General features: G+C 53.3%; 16 protein-coding genes. 8 read left to right on the top strand and 8 right to left on the bottom strand.

Annotation, left to right across the window (positions count from 1 at the left end; genetic code table 11):
* Positions 1–163 precede the first annotated feature (163 nt).
* From ACRQU7_RS05040 to ACRQU7_RS05030, 3 genes are all read left to right on the top strand, one after another.
* Positions 164–1165: a hypothetical protein gene (locus tag ACRQU7_RS05040; protein WP_444644216.1), complete on the top strand. Its 1002-nt coding sequence runs from the start codon at positions 164–166 to the stop codon at positions 1163–1165.
* A complete protein-coding gene (locus ACRQU7_RS05035) occupies positions 1162–1923 on the top strand; it encodes a protein-glutamine gamma-glutamyltransferase (protein WP_141827392.1) in 762 nt (253 codons plus the stop codon). The genes ACRQU7_RS05040 and ACRQU7_RS05035 overlap by 4 nt, the downstream gene beginning before the upstream one ends.
* A gap of 131 nt (positions 1924–2054) precedes the next feature.
* Positions 2055–2888, top strand: a complete 834-nt coding sequence (locus tag ACRQU7_RS05030) for an undecaprenyl-diphosphate phosphatase (RefSeq protein WP_038322868.1) — start codon at positions 2055–2057, stop codon at positions 2886–2888.
* Positions 2889–2961: 73 nt separating this feature from the next.
* Here ACRQU7_RS05030 and ACRQU7_RS05025 read toward each other — a convergent pair whose 3' ends face one another.
* A complete protein-coding gene (locus ACRQU7_RS05025) occupies positions 2962–3588 on the bottom strand; it encodes a flavodoxin family protein (protein ID WP_444644213.1) in 627 nt (208 codons plus the stop codon).
* Positions 3589–4071: 483 nt separating this feature from the next.
* Between ACRQU7_RS05025 and cbiM the strand changes: the two genes are divergently transcribed.
* The 5 genes from cbiM (at position 4072) to ACRQU7_RS05000 (ending at position 9223) form a co-directional block, all read left to right on the top strand.
* Positions 4072–5070 (top strand): cobalt transporter CbiM, encoded by a 999-nt coding sequence (gene cbiM, locus ACRQU7_RS05020; protein ID WP_444644211.1) that lies wholly within the window; start codon positions 4072–4074, stop codon positions 5068–5070.
* 22 nt (positions 5071–5092) lie between these two features.
* Positions 5093–5881, top strand: a complete 789-nt coding sequence (locus ACRQU7_RS05015; protein ID WP_444644209.1) for an energy-coupling factor transporter transmembrane component T — start codon at positions 5093–5095, stop codon at positions 5879–5881.
* Between the two features lie 8 nt (positions 5882–5889).
* Entirely contained in the window at positions 5890–6675 is a 786-nt protein-coding gene (locus tag ACRQU7_RS05010; RefSeq protein WP_141827388.1) for an energy-coupling factor ABC transporter ATP-binding protein, read from the top strand.
* Positions 6676–6761: 86 nt separating this feature from the next.
* Entirely contained in the window at positions 6762–6938 is a 177-nt protein-coding gene (locus ACRQU7_RS05005) for a DUF1540 domain-containing protein (protein WP_081928198.1), read from the top strand.
* Positions 6939–7189: 251 nt separating this feature from the next.
* Positions 7190–9223, top strand: a complete 2034-nt coding sequence (locus ACRQU7_RS05000) for a methyl-accepting chemotaxis protein (protein WP_444644206.1) — start codon at positions 7190–7192, stop codon at positions 9221–9223.
* A 66-nt stretch (positions 9224–9289) separates the two neighbouring features.
* Here the strand turns inward: ACRQU7_RS05000 and ACRQU7_RS04995 are convergent, their stop codons facing one another.
* From ACRQU7_RS04995 to ACRQU7_RS04965, 7 genes are all read right to left on the bottom strand, one after another.
* The gene (locus ACRQU7_RS04995; RefSeq protein WP_444644204.1) at positions 9290–11110 is read right to left on the bottom strand and encodes a glycosyltransferase; all 1821 of its coding nucleotides are present in this window, start codon (positions 11108–11110) and stop codon (positions 9290–9292) included.
* A 342-nt stretch (positions 11111–11452) separates the two neighbouring features.
* A complete protein-coding gene (locus ACRQU7_RS04990) occupies positions 11453–12259 on the bottom strand; it encodes a Cof-type HAD-IIB family hydrolase (RefSeq protein WP_444644202.1) in 807 nt (268 codons plus the stop codon).
* 42 nt (positions 12260–12301) lie between these two features.
* Positions 12302–13120: an HAD-IIA family hydrolase gene (locus ACRQU7_RS04985; protein ID WP_444644199.1), complete on the bottom strand. Its 819-nt coding sequence runs from the start codon at positions 13118–13120 to the stop codon at positions 12302–12304.
* 52 nt (positions 13121–13172) lie between these two features.
* The gene (locus ACRQU7_RS04980) at positions 13173–14684 is read right to left on the bottom strand and encodes an iron-containing alcohol dehydrogenase (protein ID WP_444644197.1); all 1512 of its coding nucleotides are present in this window, start codon (positions 14682–14684) and stop codon (positions 13173–13175) included.
* A gap of 65 nt (positions 14685–14749) precedes the next feature.
* On the bottom strand, positions 14750–16309 hold the full coding sequence (locus ACRQU7_RS04975; RefSeq protein ID WP_444644195.1) for an FGGY-family carbohydrate kinase: 1560 nt from the start codon (positions 16307–16309) through the stop codon (positions 14750–14752).
* A 307-nt stretch (positions 16310–16616) separates the two neighbouring features.
* Positions 16617–16991, bottom strand: a complete 375-nt coding sequence (locus ACRQU7_RS04970) for a DUF1667 domain-containing protein (RefSeq protein WP_038322857.1) — start codon at positions 16989–16991, stop codon at positions 16617–16619.
* Positions 16992–16999: 8 nt separating this feature from the next.
* Entirely contained in the window at positions 17000–18271 is a 1272-nt protein-coding gene (locus ACRQU7_RS04965; protein ID WP_444645505.1) for an NAD(P)/FAD-dependent oxidoreductase, read from the bottom strand.
* Between the last annotated feature and the right edge of the window lie 27 nt (positions 18272–18298).

Below are 18298 nucleotides of genomic sequence, written 5' to 3'. Positions count from 1 at the left end.
TTGTCAACTCGCCGCGTTCCGGTTCAGCGTATGTCCTGTATTAGAATTCTTCCTTTTTTCCCGTTTACTCCGTCAATTACAGAAACCAAAAACGCTCTTTCAAAATATTATGGAAGGAAGGCCCTTCTGGGACTATTTCATAATGGAAAGAAGCGCGATTAGGATGAATTCGGGCTACAACGGTCCCATCGGTTATCTGGACCGTATCAGACGCACGCGGGGAGCGAACTTCTGCAGAAACGCCTTCCTGAGAACGGAAAGGGGAAACAGGCAAAACGCCGTCAGGCTCATCAACGACGACAGGCTCCTCTTTGCCACCCTGTTTGTCCTGCAGCCGGAGATCTGGGAGCGGAACCTGTATCAGGAGCTCAGTGAACGCAACCGCACTGCGCTGAACATATGTCAAAAAATCAGGAGTGCAAAAAATCCGCAGGACGGTACGGGCGGGGAAATTTCTTTAAAAAGCGAGGACGTCCACTCCGTAATGCTCTGGATGTTCAACACCGGCGCGGGCGAAGACGGGCTGAGCGCCGAATTCGACCAGATTCTGGATATCACCGCGTCCGTGCTGGTGAAAACGCACCATGAAAAAACGGTTCTGCCGGTCATAGCGGACCTGATTTTCCGGCGCAACCGCAGGGGCGTATACAACCATGACCTGATCTGGGCTTTCTTCCAGGCCCGCGACCCGCAGTCGCTCACGCACATTGCAGGGAAGCTGCGTTCTTCCTACAAAAAGGACGTCGAGCTGGCCTGTCAGCTTCTGCACATTCCGGAGGATACGCCGCTGAACACAGGCAGGGACAAACAGAAGCAGTACGACGCCTACCTGTCGTGGCTGAAGGAAAACAGCCCCTATGTCTATTTCACGGGGGAAAGCCTCCAACTGACCAACGCCCCCTCCGTCTGCGGGGTCAATCTGGAAGCAAAATACCTTTGCAAGGATGTTTCCCCGCACAACAACAGGCCTCTCACCCCCCTGACCGACGAGGAAATCGCCAATCTGGAGCATTTCCACGAAGTGGAAGATGAGGAAAAGGCGGCACTCGCGACATTTTCCCACAATCTTCATACCAAAAATGAGTCCTCGTGGAACGAATGGATGCAGTATCCTGTCAGCAAACAGGTCGACATTGCCAAATATGGCCGGAGGGAACTGGCATGATTGTGATAGCAGGAAATACGGTTCAGCCCGACAGCATAGGGGAATACGCCCCCGGCAGCATAGAGAGGACCATCCTCGACATGCTCGCTTCCAGCAGCGCGAAAAGCGTCTACGACTCCGTCGATCAGCTGAAATTCGAGCTGGCGCTGCGCAAAGAAATCATAGCAGCCTCCCTGCAGCTTTACCGGAGCGGGCTGGGGTTCGAAATTTTCCGTGAAACCCGGTGCAATCCGGATTACTGGAAAAGGACGCAGGAGGGGGGCTTCCTGCTGAAAGACGGCGTAAAGCCGTCCAAAGCGATCATGGATATCTACGAAAACGGCTCCAAATACGGCACGGAATGCGCCACCGCCATGATGATCGTCTACTATAAGGCTCTTCTGTCCGTCTACGGGGAAGCCCTGTTCGACAAGACCTTCCCGAAAATCGAACTGATGAACTGGCACCATATCGACCCGCTTCTCCGCGAAGTCGGCTATATCAGCAAAAGAGACGTCTATCTGCCGGGGGACCGGAGGTATTTCGCAAATCCCGACGTCGACCCGCTGGTCCCGCAGTGGCAGGGCGAAAATGTCATCGACCTGGGCGACGGCAAATACTACGGGCACGGCATCGGCATCCGCAACGCGGACCAGATCATCCGCGCGCTCAACCAGAACCGGAGCGAGGACGCGGATGAATCCGCCCATCTGCTCGATTCGGCCGGGCGCCCGAACTTTAACCGGCTTTACGATATCTCCCGCCGCAGCGCCGCCTGACGTGTTGCTTTTCTCCGGCGCCGCCCCTGTAAAAACAGGAGCGGCGCTTTATTTTGCTTGTATTTGACAGATAAGTATTTTATAATAGAAGGCAATCCGTAAGCACCGGATGAATAACGAAGATTTGAGTGATGACAGTGGTCTTAATCGATATCCTGAAAGCGCTTGTGCTGGGAATCATAGAAGGGCTGACCGAATGGCTGCCCATCAGCAGCACCGGACATATGATCCTTGCCGATGAATTCATCAGGCTGAACGTAAGCCCCGCCTTTAAGGAAATGTTTTTGGTGGTCATTCAGCTCGGCGCCATTATGGCGGTCGTCGTGCTGTATTTCCATAAGCTGAATCCCTTCTCCCCCAAAAAGACGGCCGGTCAGAAACGCGAAACCGTCGACCTCTGGCTGAAAGTTCTTGCCGCCTGCATTCCGGCGGGCATCATCGGCATCCTGTTCAACGATCAGATCGACAAGATTTTTTACAATTACCAGACTGTGGCGGTCACTCTGATTCTGTACGGCGTACTGTTTATCCTGATTGAAAACCGCAACCGGAACAAGCGGCCCGCTGTTCGCAATTTTTCGCAGCTGACCTACAAAACAGCCCTTTTTATCGGCATCTTTCAGGTGCTGGCGCTGATTCCCGGGACCTCCCGTTCCGGGGCCACCATCGTCGGCGCTATGCTGATCGGGACCTCCAGAAGCATCGCGGCGGAATTCACCTTCTTCCTTGCGATTCCCGTAATGTTTGGCGCCAGCCTGATCAAGATGCTGAAATTCGGATTCGCCTTTACCCCCGCGGAAGGGATGATTTTAGCGACCGGAATGATCACGGCGTTCATCGTTTCCGTCTTTGCCATCAAGTTCCTGATGGGATATATCAAAAAGCACGATTTCAAGGCGTTCGGTTATTATCGGATTGTCCTGGGCGTTGTGGTTGTCCTGTATTTCCTTCTGGCTGGAAAATAATCTTCATAAAAAAATGCCCGCTCCGAAAAGGAACGGGCATTTTTATTTCTGTCGGTTTTGCCTCGACAAGCATTTACCGGATAAAATTCGTGATCTGCGGCTCTTCCGCCTCCGGAATGGAAATGCCCGCCTGTTTTCCGGCCTCAATGGACTTTAAAAGCCAGGCCATGTTCCTGCCCAGAGTCCTCATGGTCTGCATCCCTTCCAGGTCCTGATGCACTTCCTCGGGCGTATTCCCGTGCACCATGTTCCAGTACTGGGAGGAAACCACCGGCATGCTCGAAATAGTAAAGTATTTGTTCAGCTGGTCAAACGCTGCCGCCGCCCCGCCGCGGCGGCAGCTTACAACGCACGCGCCCGGCTTGTACTTCAGGACGGTACCCGCATAGAAAAACCGGTCCAGAAAAGACGTCAGCATTCCGGATGCCGCCGCGTAGTGGACGGGAGAGCCAAAAATGAAGCCGTCCGTTTCTCTGGCCTTTTCCAGCGCGTGGTTCACGGGGTCGTTGCCAAACACGCATTTGTTGCCCTTGTTCTTCTTGCAGAAGCCGCAGCCGATACAGCCGCGGATCGGCTGCTGGCCAACCTGAAAAATCTCGGCTTCCATTCCGGCCTTTTCAAGCTCCCCGGCAACCTCGCACAAGGCCGTATACGTGCAGCCTTTTTCATGAGGACCTCCGTTGATCAGCATGACTTTCATTTTGAACCCTCCATACTTTATAATATTTCAACAGCTCCGCAGACGGCGGAGCATATCTCTTCAAGGTTTCCGGGAACAGCGATCCGGCCCATAAGGTGATCAGACCGGGCCGGTTACAGCAACCGGCCCATAAGGTGATCAGACCGGGCCGGTTACAGCAACCGGCCCGGTCTGATCTGCACACAGGAAATACAGACTGAATTTTCAAAACGCAATACGTCAACGATCTATTCCGATTAAATTATGACTCCTGATCGCCGTAATGTCAATAATAATATGAGGGATTTTGAAATATTTTCCATCCGTTTTCAGAAATGCCGCGCCGTTCCTCAATTGACAAAAGTTCTGCACTGTGGTAAAATGACGTCAATGTAAGCCATGAAGGCCGCAGTCAAACATTTCTTTTGAATTTGATGAACCCAAAAAGCAGCTACTGAAGTAGTTCTTTTTGGGCTATTTTTTTGTGATTGGAGAGGTTATAACATGCATATTCCCGACAATTATCTGAGCCCCGCCACCTGCGCTGCTTTGGGTGCGGCCGTCGTTCCGGTCTGGGCGGTTTCCGTAAAAAAGGTGAAAAAGGAAATCACCAGGGCCAAAATGCCCCTGCTGGGGATCGGCGCTTCCTTTTCCTTTTTGATGATGATGTTCAACGTTCCGCTTCCGGGCGGCACAACCGGCCACGCGGTGGGCGGGACCCTTCTGGCGATCCTTTTGGGGCCGTTTTCGGCCTGTATTTCCGTTTCGGTGGCCCTGCTGATACAGGCCCTGTTTTTCGGCGACGGCGGAATCCTTTCCTTCGGCGCAAACTGCTTCAACATGGCGTTCGTGTTACCGTTCGTGGGATATTTCATTTATAAGTTCATCAAGGACCGGGTTCGTTCCGAAAAAGGCGAATATCTCGGAATTGTCATCGGCTCGTACATAGGCATCAACGCCGCCGCGCTGTGCGCCGCGATTGAATTCGGCATTCAGCCGCTTCTGTTCCGGGACGCCGCCGGTCAGGCGCTTTACAGCCCTTATCCCCTGTCCGTCGCCATCCCGGCTATGCTGATTCCCCACCTTCTGGTTGCCGGCGTTGTGGAAGCGGCCTTTACCGCCGCCATTTTCGCATTCATTAAAAAGGTTTCCCCGGGCACGATATACGAAGGCGCAAAGGCAAAAAGCAAAGCCGTATACGGGCTGCTTGCCGCTTTGATTCTGCTGACGCCGCTCGGCCTGCTCGCCACCGGCACCGCTTGGGGCGAATGGGGCGCCGACGAAATCGGGGAGGTCGTCTCCAACGGCAAAGCGCTCGGCTTTATTCCGCAGGGAATGCAAAACGGCTTCAGCTTTGAAGCGATGATGCCCGACTATTCGGTCGGCGGCATCCCCGAAGTCGCGGGATACATCCTTTCGGCAGTCGCCGGCGTTGCCGTTTTGCTGATCGTATTTAAAATCGTATCTTCCCTGAAAAAGAACGCCCACGGCGTTCACGAATAAATTTGGAAGGAAACCGTAAGATATGCCCGAATGGCTGCTGAAGGATGAAAATTACCAACCGCTTCCCGACAGGGACACCTTTATCGATAAAAGTATTCTCTCCCTGCTGCGCATCCTGTCGCGCATCCGGGCGCAAAGCGGCTACTCCGGCGGAAAGTACAGCGTACACGCGCCCTGGAAGGTTGCGGGCACGTTCCTGCTGATCGTGCTGCTTTCCCTTTCCCGAAACCTTTGGTTCCTTGCCGCCGTCGGGGCGTATCTGCTGGCGGCTTTAAGCATGATGCCCGCCGAAAGGATTCTCCGCATTTTAAAAACGGGGCTGGTCATTGCCTTCTTTTCGTTTCTGGTCCTCCTTCCGTCGTTTTTTATGGGGAACCGGTACAGCCTGGTGATGATCCCCCTGAAAACGCTCGCGACCGTCACGGCGGTCGGCATCCTTTCCCACACCACGGGCTGGCACTGTGTCACCGGCGCGCTGAAAAGCTTCTTTATTCCGGATATTTTTATTTTTGTTCTGGATATTACCATTAAGTACATCGTCCTGCTGGGTGAGTTGTCTCTGGACCTGTTTTATTCGCTGAAGCTGAGATCGGTGGGAAAAAACACGGGAAAATACTCCTCCCTTTCGGGAATCGCCGGGACCCTGTTCCTTCGGTCGAAGGAAATGGCGGAGGACATGTACTCCGCCATGGAATGCAGGGGCTTTACCGGCAGCTACCGCGTCCGCCGGCGTTTCCGCTTTACGGCGGCGGATTTTCTGTATGTCATGGTCCATGCCGCGTTCATCGCCATTTTTGTTTATTTAGGATGAAGAAATCAATGATTGAATTAAACGACGTATCGTATTCCTACGAGGGAATTCCCGCGCTGAAGCATATCGGCCTGCGTATCGAAAAAGGCGAGTCCGTCGCGCTGATGGGCGTGAACGGAAGCGGAAAGTCCACCCTCTTAAAGCTTTTGAACGGCATTATCTTCCCCGACGGCGGAGAATACCGGTTCGCTGGGGAAAGCATTACACGGAAAAAAATGCAGGACCCCGTGTTTTCCAAACGCTTTCATCAGCGGATCGGCTTCGTGTTTCAGAATTCGGACACACAGCTGTTCTGCTCCGACGTGTATGACGAAATCGCCTTCGGTCCGCGTCAGATGGGCATGGACGAAAGCGAAGTCGAAAAAAGAGTGGAGGACTGCCTTGCGCTCCTGAACATCCGGGATTTCCGCCACCGCCAGCCGTATCATCTGAGCGGCGGCGAGAAAAAGAAAGTGGCCATTGCCTGCGTGCTGGCGCTGAACCCCGAGGTCCTTGTTTTCGACGAGCCGCTGAACGGGCTTGACCCGCGGACACAGCGGTGGTTCGTGTCTTTCCTGATTCAGCTGCACGAGTCCGGAAAAACGCTGATCTCCTCCACGCATGACCTGGAGATGGTACAGGAGATCGCGGGCAGAGCGGTCCTGTTTGACGAAAACCACACCATTGCCGCCGACAAACCGGCGCAGGAGCTGCTGGAGGACACAGAGCTTCTGAAAAAAGCAAATCTGATCGACGAATACTACCACAGGCACCCGGGAAGCGGTCATCAGCATTTCCATATTCATCCTTTTTAATTTTTTGTTTTGAAAGTTCAAACTCTTTCCAATGATATTTTGCATTTTGATGGACAAAATAGCTGTTGGAAAGGAGGTCTTTTAAAATGATGAACAATGGAAAAAAAGCCAATGAAAGTATAAAATGTTCTGTTGACCAGTGTGAATATCACTGCCAGAGCCAGGACTACTGTAGTCTGGACTGCATTCAGGTCGGTACCCACGAGGCTAACCCGACTATGGAAGAGTGCACGGACTGTGAGTCCTTTCAGCGCAAACAGTAATTAAAACGAAATCATTACGAACCGAACGGGCAAAAACAATTTTGCTTTTTCGGTTCTTTCTATTTTGTGATCATATTCTTCCCAAACCACCAAAAATTTCCTGTGGATAACATGTGAAATGGTGAACGTGCTGAATTTGAAAATACCAGTATTTACCACAAATTTTTTGGTGAATGGAGCCGATAAAAGGAGTACAGGATTTCCGGTTTTCCATGATTTCCCTGTAAAAAGATAAGGAGTGTGATCTAGGAATGAAACCAAAAAAGAGCTTATTATCCAAAATGTTCCTCTTTGTAGGCCTGCCGGCTGCAGTCGTATTTTGCGTCACGGCGGCTATTGTTTTATCCTCTGTGAAACAGACTGTCACCCGGCTGACAAACAGCCAGCTCACCGCAGAATCCCAAGCCGCTTCCTACCAGATTGCAGCGTACTTTTCCAAATATACCGAAGTTGCTACGCAGATGTCGGCGAATTCACAATTCGAGGATCTGTTTTTAAAGGCTGCTCCCGGCACGAAGATCACTTCCGCGGAAGGATTCGCCGCCGTAAAACAATCCCTGGTGAATGTGAAGCAAAGCGACCCGGACAATATTGTGGTGGCATGGATCGCCGATATCGATTCCAGCCAGCTGACCCAGGCGGACGGATATTTATCCGGAGCGGACTGGAATGTTCTGGAACGCCCGTGGTATAAAGAGCTTATAAAAAAGCAGACGGTCATTCTGACGGAGCCTTACCAGGACACCCAGACGAAGGAGTGGATCGTCAGCGTCGTCGCGCCGGTCTATCAGCCAGGGACCAAAACCCTGCTGGGCGTGACCGGGATCGATTTCAGCATCGGGACCCTTCAGACCATGGTATCGGGCTATAAGCTGGGCAATACCGGCTTCTATATGCTGGCCACGGAGGCGGGAAAGCTCATTTACCATCCCGATCAGGACATGAACGACAAAAATATTTCCGAAACCGGCATGTCCCAGAATGTCATTGCCGCCATCCAGAACAAAACCGCGGGTTCCATTACATACACAGCAAGAAGCCAGACGAATTACGGCTATGTGGCCCCGGTGGGAGCCACGGGATGGACCGTTACCACCGGCCTTCCCCAGAAGGAATTCAACGCTGAATTCAGCGCGGTCCAGACCTCCGTTTTTACCGTTTTCATACTGGCCCTGCTGCTTCTGCTGGCACTCATCGTGTTTATGTCAAGAGGTATCATCCATCCCCTGAAAAATCTGACGGCCGCCGCCGGCAAAATAGCGGACGGGGACCTGGACGTTGAGCTGAACATTACCTCCAAAGATGAAACCGGCCAGGTTGCACAGGCGTTTTCCCGCACCGTGGACAGGCTCAGGCAATATGTCCACTACATTGAGGAAATCTCCTCCGTGCTGGACCAGATCGCCGTGGGAAATCTGTCCTTCGAGCTGCAGTACGACTATGTCGGAGAATTCTCAAAGATCAAAAACTCTCTCGAGAATATCAAAACGACCCTGACGAAGCTCTTTATGGGGATCTATGAATCCGCGGAGCAGGTCGCGAGCGGCTCGCATCAGGTCGCCGGCGCTTCCCAGGCCCTCGCGCAGGGCGCGGCGGAGCAGGCGAGCTCCATTGAGGAGCTGTCCGCATCCATCATGGAAATTTCCGGTCAGGTCAATCTGACCGCCGCCAACTCGGCGACCGCAAGCCAGCTTGCGGGCCGGGCCTCCACAGAAATTCAGCACGGCAACGAATCCATGCAGCAGCTGATCGCGGCGATGGACGAGATGAGCCGGTCCTCTGATGAAATCGGCAAAATCATCAAAACAATCCAGGATATCGCGTTCCAGACCAATATTCTTGCTTTAAACGCCGCCGTGGAGGCCGCACGGGCGGGTTCCGCGGGCAAGGGCTTCGCCGTTGTGGCGGACGAAGTGAGAAATCTGGCGAGCAAGAGCGCCGAGGCCGCGGCAAACACCACAACGCTGATCGAAAATTCCATCAGCTCCGTGGCCAACGGCACCAAAATCGTGCAGGAAACGGCGCAGTCGCTGAATCTTGTGATGGAAAGCGCACAGAAGACGACCAATCTGGTCGACGAGATTTCCAAGGCTTCCAGGGAACAGGCCCTTTCCATTGAACAGGTGACGACCGGAGTGGACCAGATTTCCGCCGTCGTCCAGACCAATTCCGCCACTTCCGAGGAAAGCGCGGCGTCCAGTGAAGAGCTGAACAGCCAGGCGCAGACACTGAAAGCACTGGTGGAACGGTTCAACACGGCAGCTTCTGCCAATGGAACGGAATAATCAGGAATAGAAAAGCACGATAGCCGGCCGCATCCGCGGCTGGCTATCGTATTTCTCAGAAGATTTCTATTTTCTGCTTGTGCGGAGCAGAATATTCAGCCCTGCGGCGTCCAGATAATTCAGTTCTCTGACAGAACGCACAATCTGGTCAGCCGCCAGCGTATCGTATCCGTTGCTGAAATACACGCCGGCCAAAGCAGTCAACGCCGCGGGACTGTTTATGTCGTTTAAAACATACAGCAGCTTCTGAAACAGATCAAACTCCCTTGCGCGGATCAATCTGTCAAAAAGGAGCGTCACTGCATTTAAAACTCTCTTCCAGTCTTCATCCTTCCGGAAAGCAAGCTCGCCGTTCCCCCGGTATACGTTCCAGATCTGCCGGAAGGTACGGACGGTTGTTTCGTCGCAGCCGCCTTTTGCCAGACGGATACACTCTCCTGTTTTTTCATTGCCCAGAATCAGGGATAAAAGATACAGGTACTCCGCGCTCTCCCCGCCGATCTGCCGAAAAACGGCGCCCGCAGGGCGCGTGGCCGCCAGCGGTTCAAACAGTTTCCATGCCTTTTCATACTCCTGCGTATAAAAATACAGCTTCGCCCGCAGAAAAGTTTTGTCCGGTTCGTATCCGGGCTGTTTCGCAAGAATATCCCAGTAAACCACGCCGTAAGCGTAAAGCTTTTCCTCGATCAGAATATCCGTGAGCACGATGAGGTTGGGCGGGTCCTCCAGATTGGAAAAGAACGCCGTCAGCTTTGCGACGGCCGTTCGTTTATCCTCATACATCTGGTTGAGGACATGCCCGACGGAATAAAGCGTCTGGTAGTGGAAAGGTTCCTGCACGACCGCCTGCTTGTAGCATTGGAAAGCTCTTTCGTAATCGCAAAGCCGGACGTACAGATCCGCAAGAAGCAAAAGCGGCCCGGCCGGATTGTCCCCGGCCAGCCTCAGTTCGGGCGGAGGATCGCCCATCTGCATACATCGCTGAAAGCTGTCAATCGCCAGCGTATATCTTCCCCACTCCGAATAAACCGCGCCCCGGAGCTGCTCCAGATCCGTACACTGGGGATAAACGGCAAGCGCCTCTTCAATCGCTTTCAGGGAGCGTTCATACTGCTTCAAGTGATCATACGCGATTGCGCGCCGGTAAACCAGATGGGGCGCGTAGGGCTGTGTCTCATCCATATTGGCGTATGCCCTGTCATAAAAGCAGACCGCGTTCTTATAATCGGAATCCGACAGATATTCATTGCCCAGGTGGAACTGCAGAAATGGATTCTCCGGGTCTTCTTCGAGCTCTTTCAGAAGGGCCGCGCAATTCTCTTTTCTCTTTTGGCGTTCCTTTGCGGCTTCCTCAAAGTGGCTGAAGCGGTAAATTCTGAAATCCCTTCGCTCAAACAATCCCTTAGCGACTTTTTTGCCGTCCTTTCTGCAAAGCTGCTCCCGCACCTTCCCCCGAAAACAGTAAAGTCCGTCGTTGCGCAGCAGGCGCAGGGTATTGGGCATTGTACAGCACAGTCCGCCTTCAGGATTTTCCGCGGGACTGAGGACGGTAAAATGGCATCCATGGTTTCTGGAGTGCTGAACATAGTCCGCAAGGGCTTCGCGTCCGCTCTTTTCAAATACCTCGCAGTCGTCCATCAACAGGACCCATTTTCCTCCCGCCTTGCTGATGGAATAATTTCTGACGTCGCTGATGCTGCCGTTCCACGGAAAGGAATAAACCTTTGCTCCGAATTTTTCTGCGGTTTCCGCGATTTTTCCGGCTGAACCGATATCGACAAGAATAATTTCGTCAGCGGCATCCCCCACGCTCTCAAGACATTCTTCTACAGCGCTTTCCTCCTCTTGCACAATTACACACAGGCTGAGAGTTCTTTTACGACCCATATCTGCATCACTCCCTGTGGATTACTGAAAATGACTAAAAACGGGATTTGCGTACAGCTTTCGTCCTGAGACGGGCTCTGATCCGCAAAAATACGGGCCTGTTTTCTTTCAGGCTTTCAATATATTCACTATCATTCTATGAATTTGGAATATATCTGGTTCGATATATTTTTCCTGTCAACCAGTATTTTTCACGGGCACTTTTAAATGCAGGCTGCCGGTTCGCTCGCAGGAACGAACCGGCAGCCTGTTAAAAATAAAGGACAGTACATAAATTCTGAGAAAGATAAAAAATCAGGATGAAAGGTGCAAAATTTACGGCTGTCTGAGAAAACGCAAAAATTAAATACCGTGCGTCAGCGCCCAGGCGACACCGCGGTCGCGCTCTTCCGTTGGAACCACGAGCGCGCCGACGGGCAGCTGCGGAATTGCGGAACCCCGGCGAACAAACACCGCCGTCCCCGCAAAATCGAGCATGGGCAAATCCGTTTCGCCGTCCCCGACCGCCATGACCTCCTCCGGAGAAAGCCCCAGCCGCCCGCACACAATGGAAAGTGCTCTGCCCTTGTTAGCCGTCGGTGTGTTGACTTCTCCCAGATAGGGATAGGAGCGCCCCGTTGCCAGATGCCCGATCTTCTCCGGCCATGTGGCCAGCGCCTGTGCGACCGACTGAGGGTCGCCCAGAAGCATGACCTTGTTCACCCGCTCAAGCGGCAGGTCGGCCGGCGCAGGGACGTCGAACCGCTTATCAAGCCGGAACGAGTCCAGAATATCCGACAGCCAGTTTTTGTCCATATCCTGCGGGAACCAGTAGGGGATGATCTCGGGCTGGAAGGCCAGCACGGAGATGCCGCCGACCGTAATTCCATGTTCGTAAACGGCGCGCAAATCCTCCGGGTTAAAAAAATCCTGATACCACACTTCGTCCCCCGACAGGACCAAAGCCCCGTTTCCCAGAATCAGCGGTCCGTTCATTCCCAGCTCCCGGCAGATGGGCTCCACTCCCTGAAGCGGCCTGCCCGTAGCCAGGATCACCTGGATTCCGGATTCCATGGCCGCTTTGACCGCGGAAGCATTTTCCGCGCTGATTCTGCCCTCTTCATCGGTCAGGGTACCGTCCACGTCCAGCGCAATCAGCCTGATGGACATTCCTCCGCCCCCTTTTTCAGTGATGTATGGCAAGGATGGATTTTACAGATAGGGAATGATTTGCTTAACAGAATCAAAGATCAAATGGGGTTTGACATCCGAATCCGGAAGGTCCTTCAACTGTGCCTCGCCGCTGAGGACAAAGATTCCCGTGAGTCCGTTGTTCACCCCGGCCGCGATGTCCGTATACAGGCGGTCCCCCACCATAGCGGTCTCTTCTTCCGTACAGTGGGTCATTTTCAGCGTATACGCCACAATCTCACGGTTCGGTTTTCCGATCACCTTGTCGGGGCGGCGTTTGGTGGATGCTTCTATAAAGGCGTGGATGGAGCCGGCGTCCGGAATAAACCCGGTTTCCGTCGGGCAGTTGAAGTCCGGATGCGTCGCTATGTACGGAAGCCCCTCCCGGACGAAATCACAGACCTTGCACATTTTTTTGTAATCCAGAGAAGTATCGAATGCGGTGATGACAAGGTCCGGATGCTCGTCATCCAGCGGGATTCCCATTTTTTCAAATTCCGCGGTCAGCATGGGGTTCCCCAGCAGGAAAACCTTTTTACCCGCAAAATTCTTTTTCAGGTAATCAACGGTCGCGTGGCCGGAGGTAATCAGCTGCTCGGGACGGATTTTCAGCCCCATCCGCTCCAGTTTTTCATAGTATACATCCGCGCTCTTGGAAGAGTTGTTGGTCATAAAAACATATTTTCGCCCGGTCTCTTCCACGCATTTCAAAAAGTCCCTTGCCCCGTCAATCCACTGTTCACCCAGATAGATCGTCCCATCCATATCCAGCGCAAAACATCTGATTCGATCCAGAAGATGATCCGGATCCGCGTTTACCTTAATACGATTGTCGCTCATGGTTAACCTCCAAAGACTCCCTCTTTCCCCCGCATCAAGAAGTCTGATTTTATCAGTGAGCCGCTGATGAATTCTCAGCGCGCACGGTTCTCACTATTTCATAATATCGGCTGATAATGTCATTTTCCCAATCCATATTATACCATCCCAGGAAATAGGTCAAATCGGCGGAAGTAAACCGCTTGCGCATCAGGTTGGCGCTACGCATGGCCCAGCGGAAACGATCTTCCGTGACAGGCGCGTCCAGTTCGCCGAACAGCAGCGGATGCTTCGCTTTATTTAACGCCCGCGCGCAGGCAAGCGCCGTGTGTGGAAGAAGCTCTTTAAGGACCGCGTAGTGTTTGGGCCATTCCTTCAGGAACGCTTCGAATTTCGGGCGGTTATCGTTCCATTTTTTCAGCTTCTGACTGTAATCGTTCCAGCATTCGCGGCCCATTTTCCCCGTGGGATCGATCTGCTGGAAAGTTTCCAGGACCTTTTTCTGCATTTCTTCCTCCGAAGGATAGCAACTGCCGATATTGATTCCGCCGTCCGCCAATTCTTTGTCAAGGCGGGTGACGAGTTTTTCCATATTGATCAGAGAGAGGATATCTGCTTCGCCCACCTGCTGGCCGTGAACCCCTGTCTTTCTTTTGTCATAGTCCGCAGTCATGTCCAGCAGATGGCTGATGACATGCTCATAGCCGGAAACCGGTACGGAGTCCTGTGCAAACGTCATGGTGAGCCCGGTCACGAGCAGGCATTTCCCCAGCACTTCCATTCCGACGGAAGTCCGGTTGGCCACTTCTTCCATATACGGGATCAAAAGCTCCTTGATGTCGTCCACAATGCGCCAGCAGGCGTCCAGTACCGTTGCGGTGCCCATGCAGTCAGCCAGATACCAGTCCGCGAAAGCACTGAACACCGGGAAAAGATCGCCTACTCCCCCCACCGTATAGTGCAGCGGGCAGTCCATCAGGGTCTGCACGTCCATCACGACAATGTTCGGCGTACGGGAAGGCCATGTCCGCTTGACGCCGTCCTTGGAAATAATGGAAGAACGGGACGTATAGGCCGGTACCGTATTGGCCGTCATAAAGGAAATCAGCGGGATGCGTTCGCAATGGTTTTCATTCTGATAGAGGAAACACGCGTGCTTTGCAATATCCGTAACGGTTCCCGATCCGACGGAAATGACCGCGCAGGTTTTGTCCAGACGGGACTGAACCGTTTCCACCTGCTTTGCGTCCGCGTGAACGACCCCGTATTCATCTCCCTTGAGGACGAGCTTTTCCACCGCGTAACCCGCCCGGGTGAGCAGCGCCTGTACCTGTTCCTTCAGCTTTTCGCCTTTGCGGAGAATGGCCGTCTCGTCCATGACCGCAATCACCCTGCGCCCGGCCCGGACGCCCAGGGACTGCAGCGCGTCAGGAAGCCGCTCGATGGCGTCCCTGCCGACGATCACGTCCTCCAGTTCTATTTTTGGAATCTGATCGTAATCCGACCAGCGTTTAATCCGCTCATTCAAATCCTTCATATTGCCAACATCGTACTTGAATACGGGAGGCATTAACCGGTTTAACATGATGAACTCCTTCCTTTTTGCGGGGCTGCGAAAGCCGTTCTCAGGCTTTCGCAGCCGGGAATGCTTTAATTATTTTCCGTAAAATTATTGAGTTTTTGGTAGAAATCTCCCTGCGCAAGCGAGCTGTAGGCGGTCTTGAACAAATCGTACAGTTCGTTATACTGCGGTACCGTCTTCGGATTTGGCTCGTAGGTGCTTACCCTCTTGACCATCGTGTCCACGCCTTCCTGCACACTCTTGAACACGCCGGCGCCCACGCCGCCCAAAATAGCCGCGCCCATAACCGTGCATTCGCCTTCCCTGAGCATCGTTGCGGGACGGTTGTAAACGTCCGCCTGAATCTGGCACCACAGCTTGGAGTTGGTCGCGCCGCCGCTCAGAATGATCTCGTCGATATCGATAAAGGAATAGAACGCCTCCAGAACGCTTCTGGCTTCCAGAGTCACGCCTTCCAGCACTGAACGCGCCAGGGACGCGAAATCGCTCTTGAAGCTGAGTCCGAGGAAAGCGCCGCGGGCCGTGCCGTCGTAGTTCGGGCAGTTGGACCCGGCCAGATACGGCTGAAAGATAACGCCGTTGCTGCCGACAGGCGCCTTTTCCGCGTGCCTGTCGAGAATCTGGTAAGGGCTGGTCTGCGTAATCGGTTCGATCATCTTGCATACCTGCCCCACGGTATCGCGGAACCAGCGGTAGCTGCTGGCCGCCGCCATCTGCAGCCCTTCGGACTCCCACGCCTTTTCCGGGAAAGCGGCGGCAGAAAGGGAAACCTTCTTATTGGGATCGTGCTTGGGTGTGTCGAGAGCGGCCAGACTGACTCCGGAGGTCCCGAAGGTCACCTCGCACAGGCCTTCGCGTATGACGCCAGCACCGATTCCGGCACACTGCTGGTCGCCGCCGCCGGTACAGACCGGCATGCCGACCGGAAGTCCGGTGCGTTCGCTCGCGTATTTGTCGATCGTTCCTACCTGCCAGCCGGAACCGACCAGGCTGGGCAGCTTTTCCTTGCTGATGCCGAACCGTTTCAGAAGAGGATCGCTGAATTCCATCGTCTGCACATCGAGCAGACCGAAATAGGAGGCGTTCGACCAGTCCTGGAACCAGCCGTCCCTCGCGCCGAGCTTATACAGGAAATATTCCTGTGTGGTCAGAATTTTGGAAGCCCGCTCATAGGTCTCCCGCTCATTATTCAAAACCCATTTTACTTTACCGCTTCCCCAGGCGGTACCTACGGGAAGACCCGTGATCTGGGTGTATTCGTCGCCGAATTCACTCATCCATTTTGCTTCGGCCTCGCAGCGGGAATCCTGCCAGGAAATCCCCATGCCGTTGCGCATGACGTTGCCGTCCTGATCGACGTACATATGTAGAATACGCTGGGTGGATAAGCCGATGGATGCAATTTCATTGGGATCCACACCGGCCTTTTTCCCTTTTGCCACAACCTCCGCCAGCGAGTCGTACATCGCCTCGACCATCATGTTGATGTCCTGGTCGATCCATCCGGGTTTGTAGTAAACGCAGTCATACTCGCGGTATCCCTGCGCGATTACGTTCCCGCTCAAATCATAAATCTTGCTCCTGAGTCCCGTTGTTCCGCTGTCCAGACCAATCAAATATTTCGCCATTGTTTTTCCTCCCTTTATAAGCCTTTTCAATACTTTTTCTGCGGCCACAATGACCGCCGCCTTTGATGGTTCGCCTTAAAAAACACACAGCTTTCCAAGTCCTGACCCAACTGAAAAGCTCCGCTGTAACCGATTCCAACCCATATAGAACCTGCTGTCAGGCTCATTCCCCCGAGTGGAACATTTCATATCCCTTTGTACAACGATCTTTGGGTCCGATATAAAATCTGTAATAAGGCTGAGGAAAAATCACACGATGCACGGCCCCGCCGCGCAGTGGGAAAAAGCGGGAGATAACTGGATTTTTTCAGAGGGTGCTGGGGGATTTCACATTTTTTGTCGCCACAAAAGGAATCCCCGTTCCCGCCGCGTCCTTTAAGATGATATCTCCGATTCTGACCGGAGCGGCCACCTTGACGGTTTTCAGAGCATTTGCACAGTCAAATATTTTTTCTTTGGGAACCGCTTCCCTTGTTTTCACGGACAGTACGCGGATGTCCCCACCGGAGACCCTTACCGAAGAGGTTACGATCCTTGTGGGACATGTCACTTCTTTTACAGCGTACTTTTCTCCACGCGTGCAGGTATTCCCGGTCACCTTCACCACTTTACCGTCCTGCATATCTACGGTAATCATGCAGCCGAGCGGGCAGCCGATGCAGATCAGTTCTCTCTTCTCCATGATGCTCCTTACTCCCTTTCGATCTTAACGGTAATTTTCTTTAAGTCGGGATATCCCAGCAGCTTTTTCCTGTCAAGGGTAATATCCTCCATTTCCCCCGGGGCCATAATAATTTTTTTGCGGTGCAGCACCCGCTCATCGTCATAATAAACGCTGACATAGCTGTCCTTAAAGACGTTTCCGACACGGAAACGCACCTTGACCGTGTCCTCCATCCGGCCGACATTCACGGTTTTCGGCACGGTGTAGCGGACCCCGTCAACCGCTTCCAGCGTGACGGTATGGGCGGAATTTTCCTGACCGCCGAATTTTCCGAGCACGTATTTCGCGGCGTTCTTTCCCGCCAGAGCGGCTTCTTCGGAAACATAATCCACCAGATCATGCACATGAAGGACATTTCCGCAGGCGAATACCCCTTCGACATTGGTTTCAAGGCTTTCATTAACGACCGGCCCGCTGGTAACGGCGTTCATCTGAACGTTTATCTTGTTCGACAGCTCGTTTTCAGGGATCAGGCCAACGGAAAGCAGGATGGTATCGCAGTCGTAATCCTCCTCGGTCCCCGGAACAGGCTTCATGTGCTCATCCACCTGCGCGATGGTGACCCCTTCCACACGGTCAACGCCCCGGATATCCACAATGGTATGGCTTAAACGGAGAGGAATCCCGAAATCGTCTAGACACTGCACGATGTTCCGTTTGAGTCCGCCCGAATACGGCATAATCTCGGCGACCACCTTGACGTGGGCGCCCTCCAGCGTCATTCTCCGCGCCATAATCAGGCCGATGTCTCCGGAGCCCAGAATGACGACTTCCCTGCCGGGCATATAGCCTTCCATATTGACAAGCCGCTGAGCGGTCCCTGCGGAGAAAATACCGGCCGGCCGGAAGCCGGGGATATTCAGCGCCCCCCTGGGTCTTTCCCGGCAGCCCATCGCCAATATGATCGATTTTGCCTGAATATGTACCATACCCTCCGCCCTGTTCATATAGGTGACGATTTTGGATTGCGTAATATCCATTACCATGGTATTGAGTTGATACTCTATCTTCTGTTCAAGGACTTTCTCAATAAATCGATCAGCATATTCCGGTCCGGTCAGTTCCTCCTTGAAGGTATGCAGTCCGAAGCCGTTGTGGATGCACTGGTTCAGAATCCCGCCGAGTTCCCTGTCCCTTTCCAGGATCAGGATGCTGTCGACCCCCGATTCTTTCGCCGCCAAAGCCGCCGCAAGCCCGGCGGGTCCCCCGCCGATGATAACAATTTCATATGACTTCATCATTCATCATGCCTTTCTTCCATGTAA

This window comes from Caproiciproducens puteiluti, assembly GCF_052442865.1.
Lineage (GTDB): Bacteria > Bacillota > Clostridia > Oscillospirales > Acutalibacteraceae > Caproiciproducens.
This window is presented reverse-complemented; position numbering and strand designations above follow the sequence as displayed.